At 64.3% G+C, this 12,122-nt stretch carries 10 protein-coding genes; 6 read left to right on the top strand and 4 right to left on the bottom strand.

Annotation, left to right across the window (positions count from 1 at the left end; all coding sequences use genetic code 11):
- Positions 1-140: 140 nt before the first annotated feature.
- Together UNPF46_RS12265 and UNPF46_RS12260 are read right to left on the bottom strand one after the other, a co-directional pair.
- A complete protein-coding gene (locus UNPF46_RS12265) occupies positions 141-1,670 on the bottom strand; it encodes a permease (protein WP_142250177.1) in 1,530 nt (509 codons plus the stop codon).
- Complete coding sequence (locus tag UNPF46_RS12260; RefSeq protein WP_174719269.1) at positions 1,667-2,416, bottom strand: ABC transporter ATP-binding protein; 750 nt, start codon at positions 2,414-2,416, stop codon at positions 1,667-1,669. The genes UNPF46_RS12265 and UNPF46_RS12260 overlap by 4 nt, the downstream gene beginning before the upstream one ends.
- Before the next feature lie 262 nt (positions 2,417-2,678).
- Here UNPF46_RS12260 and UNPF46_RS12255 point away from each other — a divergent pair, with 262 nt between their 5' ends.
- The 6 genes from UNPF46_RS12255 to UNPF46_RS12230 all read left to right on the top strand — a co-directional run bounded on the left by UNPF46_RS12255 (position 2,679) and on the right by UNPF46_RS12230 (position 9,530).
- Positions 2,679-3,554 (top strand): branched-chain amino acid ABC transporter permease, encoded by an 876-nt coding sequence (locus tag UNPF46_RS12255; RefSeq protein ID WP_100175113.1) that lies wholly within the window; start codon positions 2,679-2,681, stop codon positions 3,552-3,554.
- 5 nt (positions 3,555-3,559) lie between these two features.
- On the top strand, positions 3,560-4,711 hold the full coding sequence (locus tag UNPF46_RS12250; RefSeq protein ID WP_100175114.1) for a branched-chain amino acid ABC transporter permease: 1,152 nt from the start codon (positions 3,560-3,562) through the stop codon (positions 4,709-4,711).
- A complete protein-coding gene (locus tag UNPF46_RS12245; protein ID WP_142250176.1) occupies positions 4,708-5,466 on the top strand; it encodes an ABC transporter ATP-binding protein in 759 nt (252 codons plus the stop codon). The genes UNPF46_RS12250 and UNPF46_RS12245 overlap by 4 nt, the downstream gene beginning before the upstream one ends.
- Before the next feature lie 4 nt (positions 5,467-5,470).
- On the top strand, positions 5,471-6,259 hold the full coding sequence (locus UNPF46_RS12240) for an ABC transporter ATP-binding protein (protein WP_100175116.1): 789 nt from the start codon (positions 5,471-5,473) through the stop codon (positions 6,257-6,259).
- A gap of 91 nt (positions 6,260-6,350) precedes the next feature.
- Positions 6,351-8,189: an AMP-dependent synthetase/ligase gene (locus UNPF46_RS12235; protein WP_142250175.1), complete on the top strand. Its 1,839-nt coding sequence runs from the start codon at positions 6,351-6,353 to the stop codon at positions 8,187-8,189.
- A gap of 141 nt (positions 8,190-8,330) precedes the next feature.
- Positions 8,331-9,530 (top strand): ABC transporter substrate-binding protein, encoded by a 1,200-nt coding sequence (locus UNPF46_RS12230; RefSeq protein WP_100175118.1) that lies wholly within the window; start codon positions 8,331-8,333, stop codon positions 9,528-9,530.
- A 182-nt stretch (positions 9,531-9,712) separates the two neighbouring features.
- Here UNPF46_RS12230 and UNPF46_RS12225 read toward each other — a convergent pair whose 3' ends face one another.
- Together UNPF46_RS12225 and UNPF46_RS12220 are read right to left on the bottom strand one after the other, a co-directional pair.
- A complete protein-coding gene (locus UNPF46_RS12225) occupies positions 9,713-10,825 on the bottom strand; it encodes a lysozyme inhibitor LprI family protein (RefSeq protein WP_142250174.1) in 1,113 nt (370 codons plus the stop codon).
- 86 nt (positions 10,826-10,911) lie between these two features.
- Positions 10,912-11,643, bottom strand: a complete 732-nt coding sequence (locus UNPF46_RS12220) for a transglutaminase-like cysteine peptidase (protein ID WP_100175120.1) — start codon at positions 11,641-11,643, stop codon at positions 10,912-10,914.
- Positions 11,644-12,122 lie beyond the last annotated feature (479 nt).

The raw sequence follows: 12,122 nt of genomic DNA, 5'->3' as shown, positions 1-12,122 counted from the left end.
GAATCAGAACCGAAGCTCTAGATTCTTGTTTTGACGCGTTTTCTTCACGCGAACCGGTGTCCACTTCGCTCGAAAACGCTCTAGCGTGCAATGCAGCGCCTCGCCAATGGGGTGGGATCAACAGCGCGTCAGTGTCGCACCTATGGCTCGCGCCTAGGGCTGAATTTCCAGGTGATCGCAACGAGGCTTGCGGTGATCAGGCCGCAGATGAGGCCGGCGATCGGCAGCGCGAGCAGCAGCGCGGCGCTGGCGGCCCAGCCGATCGAGGAGAAGGCTTCGGCGAAGGTCGCCAGCCGCGACGAGGTCTGGCGGCGGCGGAATTGGCTGCGCCGGGCCTGGACTCGGAACCAGAGCTGGATCGCGGTCGCGGAGGCCGCGCTGACGATGATCGCGGCGGCGCTGACCGTGGCCTGGTAAGGCGAAGCGAAAGCGAGCGCGGCAACCAGCGGGCAGAAGATGACGGTGATCGCGATCAGCACCACCTCGATCTTGGCGCGGATGACGCCTGACGGCGTCAGCGGCGCGGTCGCGACCAGGTCGGGGGCGTCCTCGCCCGAGATCGTCAGCCAGGCCAGTCCGCCGGCGAGCTGACCCGCGGCCATCACGATGACGGGCGTGATCAGCGTCAGCGCCGCGGAGCTGTCGGCAAAATTGCGCCAGAGCAGCAGGGCCGGCGGCACCAGATAGAGCAGCTGCATCAGGGTCTGCGAGATCAGCCAGGGATCGCGCCAGAGCAGCGAGAATTCCTTGCGCCGTAGCGCCTGCTGCCGCGAGCCCGTGCGGAACGGCCGCTCCTTTGCCCGCCTGCTGCCGGGGCTGCCATAGGCTGCGGCATCGATCGCCGTGTCGGCGAAGCGGTGCGAGAACATCGCCATGACGCTTCCGAGCAGCACCAGGGCGAGCGCCAGGAGCAGCAGCAGCGCCTCGCTGTCGCCCATCACCGCCCGCGCCGGCCCCCACCAGATGCTGTCGATATCGGGGGCATGGGCGGCCACGGTGCCGGAGGTCAAAATGGTGAAGCGCGACAGCGTGCCGTAGGACATGATCGCGGCGACCTGGAGCGCGATCACGAAGCCGGCGCCGATAATGGCGGCCAGGATCTGGGCAATCAGGCGCGTTCGCGCCGGGCCGATCAGGCGAAACAACAGGATGGTGACGGCGATCGCGATCGCCGCGGCCGACAGGCCCATCGCGACCACCACCCCGAACGCCGCGAGCCAGCGCGCACCCCCGCCGATCACCAGCACGTCGATGAAGGGCGTCGAGAACAGCACCGCGATCGCGGTGACGGACAGCGCGATCGCGGCAATGCGGACGGAGAACAGATTGGCCAGTGTCGCCGGCGAGGACATGATCAGGTCGAGATCGGCGCGGGCGTAGAACACCCGCGTTACCGATTCGATCGCCTGCGACAGCATCAAGGTCCAGGCCAGAAAGATCGTCGCCGAGATCACGATCAGCGTGGATTTGTCGAGCGGCAGTCGCAGGTCGGCGAAACGGCCGATCACCGCCCAGGCCGGCAAATGCAGCAGCGCGGCGAAGCAGATGAGGCCGATGATGGCGGCGCGCGTCCGCTTGCGCCGCCCGCCGGTCATCATGGCGAACCATTCGCGCCAGGCGAGCCGGAGCTCGTGGCGGGCAAACCAGGACAGCGCGGTTGCCGAGCTCATGCGGCTTCCGGAAGCGTCACCAGCGCGATGAAGAGATCCTCCAGGCTGGTATCGGCATGGCCGTTCTGCTGGCGCAATTCGGTCAGCGTGCCTTCGGCGACGAGGCGGCCCGAGGCGATCACGCCGATGCGGTCGGCCATGCGCTCGGCCACTTCGAGAATATGCGTGGTCATGATGACGGTGCAGCCGGCGCGGACGCGCATCCCGAGTAGGCCCTTCACATGGCGGGCGGAGACCGCATCGAGCCCGGTCAGCGGCTCGTCCAGGATGATGAGACGGGGATCGTGCACCAGCGCGCCGGCGAGCGCCACTTTCTGGCGCATGCCCTTGGAAAAGCCCTCGCAGCGTTCGTGACGGTGCGGCGCGAGGCCGAGCGACTCCAGCAGGTCCTGCGCGACCGGCTGCGAGACCGACGGCGCGATGCCCCACAGGCCGGCGACGAATTCGAGATATTCGAGCGGGGTTAGCTTGTCGTAGATCATAGGCTCGTCGGAGACCCACGCCATCACCTGCTTGGCGGCAACAGGGCTCTGGAGCGCATCGATGCCGAAGATCGAGACCGCGCCGCCGTCGGGGCGTAAGAGGCCCGCAACCATGCGCAGAGTCGTGGTCTTGCCGGCGCCGTTGGGGCCGACCAGGGCATAGAATTCACCGGCGTGAATGGTGAGATCGAGGCTGTCGACCGCCAAGCGGTCAAAACGCTTCGTTAACCCCTTAACTTCCAGCGCGGAGCTGTCCGGCTTCATGACGGCCACACCATCCGGTTTTGCATCGCTCGCGACCATGACCCGAAGATGTTTCGGCACGGTGAATCGCACTGCGGCAAATTCCGTCATCCGGATTGGACTAATGGCAAGTCACCGTTTGTTGACAGCGCTGGGCGGTTCAGGCTGAATTGGTTCCGGACAAATGGCGCTAACGCGGCGAAACGACTGCGTAGCGACTGGACACAAGATGCGGCAAGGCGGTCGGGAAGAACCGCCGGTTGTATCGGGAGGACGCGCGTCAATGCTGGATTTCGTTCAGCAGCTGGTCAGCGGTGTTGCGCTCGGCTGCGTCTACGGCCTGATCGCGCTTGGCTTCGTGCTCGTCTACAAGGCCACCGAGGTCGTCAATTTCGCCCAGGGCGATCTGATGATGCTCGGCGGCTTCTTCGCTTTCACCTTCATCGGCATGATGGGCCTGAACTACTGGATCGGCTTTGCCGGTGCGGTGGCGGCGATGGCGTTGTTCGGCATGCTGGCCGAGCGCGTCGTGGTGCGGCCGATCCTCGGCTATCCGCAATTCTCCATCATCATGGCGACGATCGGCCTCGGCTATTTCCTGCGCTCGATCGCCGGCATGATCTGGGGCACCGACGATCTGAAGATCGAGACGCCGTTCAGCCAGGGCGTGCTGCGCATCGGCTCGCTGGTGCTCGCCTACGACAAGCTGTCGGTGATCGCGGCGACGATGATCCTGTGCACGTTGCTCTATCTCTTCTTCAACAAGACCACGCTCGGCACCGCGATGCGGGCTAGCTCCGAGAACATGCTCGCCGCCTACTATATGGGCATTCCGGTCAAGCGCGTGGTATCGGTCGTCTGGGCGATCAGCGCGGCGGTCGCGACCTGCGCCGGCGTGCTGCTGGCGCCGATCACCTTCATCCATTCGAATGTCGGCCTCGTGCTCGGCCTGAAGGCGTTTCCCGCCGCCGTGCTCGGCGGCTTCGGCTCGATACCGGGGGCCGTGGTCGGCGGCGTCCTGATCGGCGTGATCGAGAGCATGGCTGGGTTCTACCTGCCCGAGGGCTGGAAGGACGTTGCGCCTTACGTCGTGCTGCTCGCCGTGCTGCTGCTGAAGCCCGAAGGCCTGTTCGGCCATCACGTCCGCAAGAAGGTCTGAACGCCATGCGCTTCCTGTTCAAGACCGACTACGAGGACGACATCAAGCTGTTCCCGCATTCGGGCTATCTGGTCTCCTACGGCGTCCTGCTCGCGCTGCTGCTGATCGCGCCCTATTTGCTCTCCAGCTATCTGATGAGCCAGCTCGTCTTCGTCTGCATCTATGCAACCGTCGGCGTTGCGCTTCTGATCCTGACCGGCTTCACCGGACAAGCCTCGCTCGGGCATGCCGCGTTCCTCGCCATCGGGGCCTACACGGCGGCCTATTTGCAGAAATACAACGTGCCGTTCCCGGTCTACTTCCTCGCCGCCGGCGGCCTGACCGGCATCATCGGTGCGATGGTCGGATTTCCCGCGCTGCGCCTGACCGGCATCTATCTCGTCATCGCCACCATCTCGTTTGCCCTGATCGTCGAGGAGATCCTGGCGCGGTGGGAAAGCGTCACAAACGGCAACGAGGGCATGCGGGTCAAGACGCTGTCGCTGCTCGGCGTCACCGTGCCGCGCGACAGCCCGACCTTCTACTATCTCTGTCTTGCCGTGCTGGTGCTGACCATCATCGGCACGCTCAATCTCTTGCGCTCGCCGACGGGGCGCGCCTTCGTCGCGATCCGCGACAGCGAGACGGCGGCGCGCAGCATGGGCGTCAATGTCGCGCTCTACAAGGTGAAGTCCTTTGCGATCTCCGCGGCCATCACCGGCTTTGCGGGCGTCCTGTTCGCGCACAAGCTCTCCTTCATCTCGCCGGAGATGTTCACGCTCCAGCTCTCGATCGAGTTCATCATCGTGATCCTGATCGGCGGCGCCTTCAGCCTGCACGGCGCGGTGCTGGGCGCAATCTTCATCGTGATGATCGATCCGTTCCTGACCTATCTGAAGGACGACATGCCCGGCATGATCGCCGGCATCGCCGCGACATTCGGTGCCGGTCCGGCCACTGCGGGAAGCATCAAGTCGAACGTCGCCGCCTTTGCCTCGCTCAATGGCCTGAAGGGCGCGATCTACGGCATCATCATCGTGCTGTTCGTGCTGTTCGAGCCGCTCGGGCTCTACGGCCGCTGGCTCAAGATCAAGCTCTTCTTCCAGCTGTTCCCGCTCTACAAGCGCGCCACCTTCAAGCGGCAGAAGATCTACGTGAAGTCGGAGCGGAACCGATGAGCTATTTCCGCGCGGAGAATTTGTCGCTGCATTTCGGGGGCCTCAAGGCCGTCGATGCGGTGTCCTTCGCGGTCGAGAAAGGCGAGATCCTGTCGATCATCGGCCCCAACGGCGCCGGCAAGAGCTCGATCTTCAACCTGATCTCGCGGATCTACCGGCCGACCTCGGGCCGTATCTTCTTCGAGGACCAGGACATCACGGAGGAGCCGCCCTACGACATCGCCAGGCTCGGCATCGCCCGCACCTTTCAGAACATCGAGCTGTTCGAGAACGCCACCGTGCTCTCCAACCTGCTGGTCGGCCGCCATCGGCACTCGACCACGCAGCTCTGGCAGGAGCTCCTGTTCCTGCCGAGCGTGCGCGCCAACGAGAAAGTGCACCGCCGCAGAGTCGAGCAGGTCATCGAATTCCTCGATCTCGAACCCTATCGCGACAAGCTGATCTCCGGCTTGCCCTACGGCGTGCGCAAGGTGATCGAGCTGGCGCGCGCGCTGTGCTCGGAGCCGAAGCTGATCCTGCTCGACGAGCCGTCAAGCGGCCTCAACGTCGAGGAGACCGACGACATGTCGTTCTGGATCCGCGACATGAAGAGTGAGCTCGGGATCACCGTGCTGATGGTCGAGCACGACATGTCGCTGGTCAACCGCGTCTCCGACCGCGTCATCGCGCTGAACTACGGGAGGGTGCTCGCCATGGGCTCGCCCACCGAGGTACAGCAGCACCCCGATGTCATCGCCGCGTATCTGGGAGCCTGACGCCATGGATGCCGCGGTGACAACCGATATCATCCTGAAACTCTCCAACATCGAGAGCTATTACGGGCCGATCATGGCGATCCGTGGCATCTCGCTGGAGGTGCCGCGCGGCCGCATCGTGACGCTGCTGGGTGCGAACGGGGCCGGCAAGACCACGGTGCTGAAGACCATCTCGGGCATTCTCGATCCGCAGAAGGGCTCGATCGAATTTCTGGGCAAGCCGATCCAGCGCATGGAGGCCGACCGGATCGTACGGCTCGGCCTCAGCCACGTGCCGGAGGGGCGCGAGGTGTTCCCATTCCTGTCGGTGCGCGAGAACCTGATGATGGGCGCCTATCCGCGCAAGGACCGTGACGGCGTCGCGGAGGATCTGGAGCGCGTCTACGGCTATTTCCCGCGCCTGAAGGAGCGCGTCAACCAGCCAGCCGGCCAGCTCTCGGGCGGCGAGCAGCAGATGCTCGCGATCGGACGCGCGCTGATGAACCGGCCGACGCTGCTCCTGCTCGACGAGCCCTCGCTTGGCCTGTCGCCGCTGCTGGTGAAGGAGATCTTCACCATCATCCGGCGCGTCAACGAGGAGCAGGGCATGTCGATCCTGCTGGTCGAGCAGAACGCCAAGGTGGCGCTGGAGACCGCGCATTACGGCTATGTGCTCGAGATCGGCCGCATCGTGATGAACGACAGCTGCGACCGCTTGATGCATTCCCAGGACATCCAGGAGTTCTACCTTGGCGCCAAGGAAGCAGGCGCGCGAGGCGAGCGGCGTTGGAAAAAGAAGAAGACGTGGCGGTGAGGACAAGCTGGCAGTAAGATGAGCTTGCCATCCGCAATCAAGACCGCCGGCAAGGCAGGCAGCGGAGGCAGGCGACAGGGAGGAGAGGCGCATGGCCCGAACGGCGGTGCTGACGGTCGCTGATACGATCGCAAAGAGCTTTTTGCGCGCCGCCGAGATGCGGGGCGACAGGCCGGCGATCCGCGAGAAGAAGTTCGGGATCTGGCAGCCGACCAGCTGGCGCGAATGGCTGGAGATTTCCAAGGAGATCGCCTACGCGCTTCATGCCTCCGGCTTCCGGCCCGGCGACGTCGCCTCCATCATCGCCAACGCCGTCCCGGAATGGGTCCACGCCGACATGGGCGTCCTCTGCGCGGGCGGCGTCTCCTCGGGCATCTATCCGACCGACGCCTCGTCCCAGGTCGAATATCTCGTCAACGATTCCAAAACGAAAGTGATCTTCGCCGAGGACGAAGAGCAGCTCGACAAGATCCTCGCCTGCCGCGCGCGTTGCCCGAGCCTCCACAAGATCATCGTGTTCGACATGGAGGGTCTCAGCGGTTTCACCGACGACATGGTGATGTCGCTCGACGAGTTTCGTGCACTCGGCCGCAATCACATGGTCGGCCGCGAGGCGCTGTGGCAGGAGATGATCGACAGCCGCAGCGCCGCCGATCTCGCCATCCTCGTCTACACATCAGGCACGACCGGTCCGCCCAAGGGCGCCATGCACGCCAACCGCAGCGTCACGCACCAGATGCGGCACGCCAATGACTTCATCCCGGCGCGAGAGGACGAGGACCGGCTGATCTTCCTGCCGCTCTGCCACGTCGCCGAGCGCATCGGCGGCTATTACATCTCGGTCGCGCTCGGCTCGGTGATGAATTTCGCCGAGAGCCCGGAGACCGTGCCGGACAATCTGCGCGAGGTGCAGCCGACCATCTTCCTCGCGGTGCCGCGCATCTGGGAGAAGTTCTACTCCGCCATCACCATCGCGCTGAAGGATGCGACGCCGCTGCAGCAATGGGTCTATCGCCGCGCCATCGACATCGGCTACCGCATGGTCGAATGCCGGATCGAGGGCAGGGCGCCGCCGCTGCTGCTGCGCCTTGCGAACCGCGTCGCCTACCTCGTCGCATTCCGCAACATCCGCCGCATGATCGGGCTCGACCGTTGCCGCACCGCCTTCACCGGCGCCGCTCCCATCGCGCCGGAACTGATCCGCTGGTATCTCGCGCTCGGCATCGACATCCACGAGGTCTACGGCCAGACCGAGAATTGCGGCGTCGCCACCATGATGCCGGCCGAGCGCATCAAGCTCGGCTCGGTCGGCACCGCCGTGCCCTGGGGCGAGGTCGCGCTGTCGCCCGAGGGTGAGATCCTGATCAAGGGCGACTTCCTGTTCATGGGCTATCTGAACCAGCCGGAGAAGACCGCCGAGACCATCGATTCCCGCGGCTGGCTGCACACCGGCGACGTCGGCACCATCGACAATGAAGGCTTCGTCCGCATCACCGACCGGATGAAGGACATCATCATCACCTCCGGCGGCAAGAACATCACGCCGTCCGAGATCGAGAACCAGCTCAAATTCTCGCCCTACATCTCCGATGCCGTCGTGATCGGCGACAAGCGGCCGTATCTCACCTGCCTCGTGATGATCGACCAGGAGAACGTCGAGAAGTTCGCCCAGGATCACGACATTCCCTTCACCAATTATGCGAGCCTGTGCCGAGCCATGGAGATCCAGGACCTGATCGGCCGCGAGATCGAGCAGGTCAACGGCAATTTCGCCCGCGTCGAGACCATCAAGAAGTTCTACCTCATCGAGCGCCAGCTCACGCCGGAGGACGAGGAGCTGACGCCGACCATGAAGCTGAAACGCGGCTTCGTGAACAAGCGTTATGCCGCCGAGATCGAAGCGATGTATCGCCAGCGCGCCGTGGCGTGACGCATGCGCATGCCCCGGAAAAGTGGGAACCGGTTTTCCGGGAAGGGGCATGTGCAAGAGAGAAAAGTCGGATTTGGGAAAGCGAAGGAGCGACGGCCCCCGCCCTCCGCGTAACACGGGCCTTTAGGAGAGGAGACGTCAATGTCGAAATCGTTCAGCGCGTTCGGCCTCGCTGTGAGTGCCGTGGTGCTCACCTGTCTGCCGGCCACGGCGCAAACCAAGGTCACCAACGAGGGCATCTCGGCAAGCGAGATCGTCGTCGGCACCCACCAGGATCTCTCGGGCCCGATCAAGGGCTGGGGCGTCCCGGTCTCCAACGGCATGAAGATGGCGGTCGAGGAGATCAACGCGGCCGGCGGCGTCAACGGCCGCAAGATCCGCCTGGTCGTCGAGGACAGCGGCTATGATCCGAAGAAGGCCGTGCTGGCCTCGCAAAAACTGATCGAGCGGGACAAGATCTTCGCGATGGTCGGGCCGATGGGGTCGCCGACCGTGCTCGCCGCGCAGGACATCCTGCTCGACGCCGGCGTGCTTCAGCTCTTCCCGCTGACCGCCGCCGAGTTCACCTTCAAGTTCGATCCGGCCAAGCCGCAGGAACGGCTCAAGTTCAACAACCTGCTGCCCTATGTCGAGAGCACGCGCGCGGCGCTGAAATACATGATGGAGTGGAAGAACTTCAAGAAGCCCTGCATCATGCATCAGGACGACGAGTACGGAAAGAACGTGCTCGACGGCTTCAACCAGCAGCTCACCGCCATGAAGGTGCAGCCGGCGTCGATCACGAGCTACAAGCGCGGCGCCTCCGACTTTAGCGCTCAGATCGCCAAGATGAAGTCCGACGGCTGCGACCTCGTCGTGCTCGGGGCAGTGCTGCGTGAGCCGATCGGCGCCATGACCGAGGCCAAGAAGCTCGGCTGGGACGTCACCTTCCTAGGCGCCACGCCCACCAACGTGATGGAAGTGCCGATGCTCGGCAAGGAGGCGGTCGAAGGCCTCTACGCCGCAAGCGGCTTCGAGATCCCTTACGAGGACACCGCGAAGGGCAAGGTCAAGGACTGGCTCGTCAACTACAAGAAGATGTTCGGCACCGACGCCAACACGCAGGCGATCATCGGCTACAATGCGATGATGACGTTTGCCTTTTATGCGCAGAAGGCGGGCAAGGATCTCACGGGGCAGAAGATGCTGGACTCGCTGGAGTCGGGCGAAAAATTCCTCGACATCTTCAACTCGCCGCCGACCAAGTTCTCCAAGACCGACCACCTCGCCAACACGATCACCCAGGTGCAGCAGGTCAAGGGCGGCCGCTGGGTGCTGGTCAAGGACAATCTGATGTTCTGATGCTTCGCGTTCACCCTCCCCTGGAGGGGGAGGGTCGATCGCGCGCAGCGCGAGCGGGGTGGGGTGATCTCTTCACGCAGGCACAGCCTTCGTTGTGGAGAGACTGTCACCCCACCCCGCCACGCATTTCGCTTCGCTACATGCGTAGCGACCCTCCCCCTCCAGGGGAGGGTAAGGGAAACTCACGACCCCCCGCTCGCGGTGCCTGAATTCACCGGCGCCAGCTCGTCCTCGCGGCAGCGCCAGCCGTCGGCGGCTTTGACAAACGCGAAGGTCCGCTGGATGCGCAGGCGGCGCGTCACGTTGAAGGCTTCTGCCGCACGCTCCCTGTTGGCGGCGCCTGGCTGCGGAAGACCCGTCCTGGCGTCCCAGCAGGTGCCGGTGCAGGTGGAGGCGACCTTGCTGCACATGGTGAAAGGCGCCAGCACGGCCATCTCGATCTCGCCCGTGACCTGCGCCTCCTGCTCGGTCACCTGGCTGTCGAGCGCGTAGACGCGGTTGATGCGGAGGAAACTGCCGCAGGAATTGGCCGCATGGATCCGCGCCGCACAGAAGTCGATGGCGTCGGTGTCGGGGATGCGGGCCGCGACCTGCCGGCCGAACACCTTCTTGGGATCTCCCTTTGCCGCGCGGATTTCGTCGGTCCTGCGCTTCAAATGCTCGGCGAGACAATCTTCCGCGGATTCGAGCTCCTGCAGCGGCACGTTCTCCTTGCCGACGAGATTGCATTTGCGGTCGCGCTCGCGGGTCCACCTGCCATATTCGGCGAAGGCAAAGCGCGCGGCGGTCGGGTCCAGCTTGCCGATCAGAGTGCGCACCTGGCCATTGAGCTCGGTCTCGGCCTGCGCCAGCGATGGATCTGCACAGATCAGGGCGCCGGCTGCGGTGTTGGCCGCGAGGCAGTCGAAATCAGGATCGCCCACGATTGCGGCGCGCTCCTCGGTCACCTTGAGCAGGCACGCCTTCACCCGATCGAGATCGTCGATGCGGACCGCGGTCTGGCCGACGATGCCGCAGCTGAGATTGCGCTGGCGGATCCAGATCGCATTCTCCTCGATCGCGGGCAAGCGATCGGGCAGGCGGGCGAGCCGCGCCTCGATCGCCGTGTTCAGCTTCTCGGCGGCGGCGGCCAGCGTGGGATCGCCGCAGAACAATTGATTGCCGGGGTCGCGAATCTGCTGGCAGTTGTTCCTGGCAAACAGCGGCAGCCGGTCGACGAGAGAGGGGGCGGGCTGTGCGGACGCGGGAACGGCGAGCGCCAGCAGCGCAAGCACAGACAGCACGATGAACCGCATTCCAGTCGCCCCCGCATGGAAGGCGCCATGCTAGCGTCTGGGATCGCGCGGCGAAATGGGTTTGTGGCGGATGTCGCCCGTGGGAATCAACGCGCCTCGGCGGCCGCCACCGAGACCTGCACCGGCTCGTCGACATATTTCATCACGGCCGACTGGTAGAGTGTGAACAGCGGTTGGTAGCTCCGTGCAGCTCCATCCTCGACCATCGCCATGCGGCGGTTGTCGAGCATCAGCCAGTGGCCGTCGAGCCTTGCTGCGGCAACCGCATGCTCTTCGCCGGCCCTGACGTCGCGCACCACGACGATACGAAGGTCTTCGGCGGCAATGCCTGCCAGCCGCAGCGCGGCCAGCTTGGCGATGGCGTAGTCCTCGCAGTCGCCGGCACCGCGGGCGAAGGTCGCAAGCGGCGAGCTCCAGACGTCGTCAAGGCCGTCGTTGGCGGCCCGGATGGCGAGGTTGATGGCGCGGTTGGTCTCGCCGAGCCGCGCCCGGCCGTCGCGGGCGCGGGCCTGGTCGACGATGCCAAGCAGTTTCAGGGCTGCGGGCGAGGCGCAATTGTCCCGGTCGCCATCGCATAGTGCGAGCTGCACCATGTCGTCGTCGAGCCTGCTCTTCAGGGCCGACCATTTCTGCTGGAGACTGCCGGACGAGATGGCGAAGGCGAACACGCCGAACGGCTCGGCGGATTTGCGCACGAGCATTCCGGCTCCCGGCGACAGCAGTGTGCCGGCGCGAAGCTCGGCGGCCGATCCGAGCAGGACCAGTCCGCACAGGACAAGGATTGCGCGCCAGGCGCGCGAGCGAGCAGCGGTCTCCATCTGACATCCCCTTCCCAGGCTTCGCCAGGTCCCCCTCGACCTCGGCGTGCCGGGCTGTTGCTTTCGCGGAGATAGTGCGAGATCGGCCGTTTTGTTCTGCTTAACGCGCCGGCCGGGGGTCCCAAAACCGGGGAACAGGCTGAAATGCGCCTGGCCAAATTGCGTAAAATTTTACGATTCGCGGGCTAGGAGGTGTCGTGCTGCCGCGAAATGGAACCAATTGCAGGCACAAGTTGTGAGGCGTGCCGAATCTGGGTCCTATGGCTAACGACCCCCTATTTCATGGGGTTCTGTTAGTTAGGTCACAGATTTAACTCCGTATTTGCCGCAGGATGCCGCGGGACCTCGCGAAGGAAAGATGACGCAAGTATCTGCTCCGTGACTATACGGAAGGTTACTTTGGATGACTGGAAATGCGTGGAAAAAGGTCGGATTCGACTTCCGAATATTTGAGAGATTACTTTCGCTTCTCTGTAGCG

The sequence above is a fragment of the Bradyrhizobium sp. UNPF46 genome (assembly GCF_006658625.1).
Classification (GTDB): Bacteria; Pseudomonadota; Alphaproteobacteria; order Rhizobiales; family Xanthobacteraceae; genus Bradyrhizobium; species Bradyrhizobium nitroreducens.
The sequence above is the reverse complement of the archived record's forward strand: the minus strand, read 5'-3'. Positions and strand labels throughout refer to the sequence as shown.

Bases quoted from the DNA above. Each gene is read 5' to 3' on its own strand.
- UNPF46_RS12265 (WP_142250177.1), bottom strand. From the start codon at position 1,670: ATGAGCTCGGCAACCGCGCTGTCCTGGTTTGCCCGCCACGAGCTCCGG.
- UNPF46_RS12260 (WP_174719269.1), bottom strand. From the start codon at position 2,416: ATGAAGCCGGACAGCTCCGCGCTGGAAGTTAAGGGGTTAACGAAGCGT.
- UNPF46_RS12255 (WP_100175113.1), top strand. From the start codon at position 2,679: ATGCTGGATTTCGTTCAGCAGCTGGTCAGCGGTGTTGCGCTCGGCTGC.
- UNPF46_RS12250 (WP_100175114.1), top strand. From the start codon at position 3,560: ATGCGCTTCCTGTTCAAGACCGACTACGAGGACGACATCAAGCTGTTC.
- UNPF46_RS12245 (WP_142250176.1), top strand. From the start codon at position 4,708: ATGAGCTATTTCCGCGCGGAGAATTTGTCGCTGCATTTCGGGGGCCTC.
- UNPF46_RS12240 (WP_100175116.1), top strand. From the start codon at position 5,471: ATGGATGCCGCGGTGACAACCGATATCATCCTGAAACTCTCCAACATC.
- UNPF46_RS12235 (WP_142250175.1), top strand. From the start codon at position 6,351: ATGGCCCGAACGGCGGTGCTGACGGTCGCTGATACGATCGCAAAGAGC.
- UNPF46_RS12230 (WP_100175118.1), top strand. From the start codon at position 8,331: ATGTCGAAATCGTTCAGCGCGTTCGGCCTCGCTGTGAGTGCCGTGGTG.
- UNPF46_RS12225 (WP_142250174.1), bottom strand. From the start codon at position 10,825: ATGCGGTTCATCGTGCTGTCTGTGCTTGCGCTGCTGGCGCTCGCCGTT.
- UNPF46_RS12220 (WP_100175120.1), bottom strand. From the start codon at position 11,643: ATGGAGACCGCTGCTCGCTCGCGCGCCTGGCGCGCAATCCTTGTCCTG.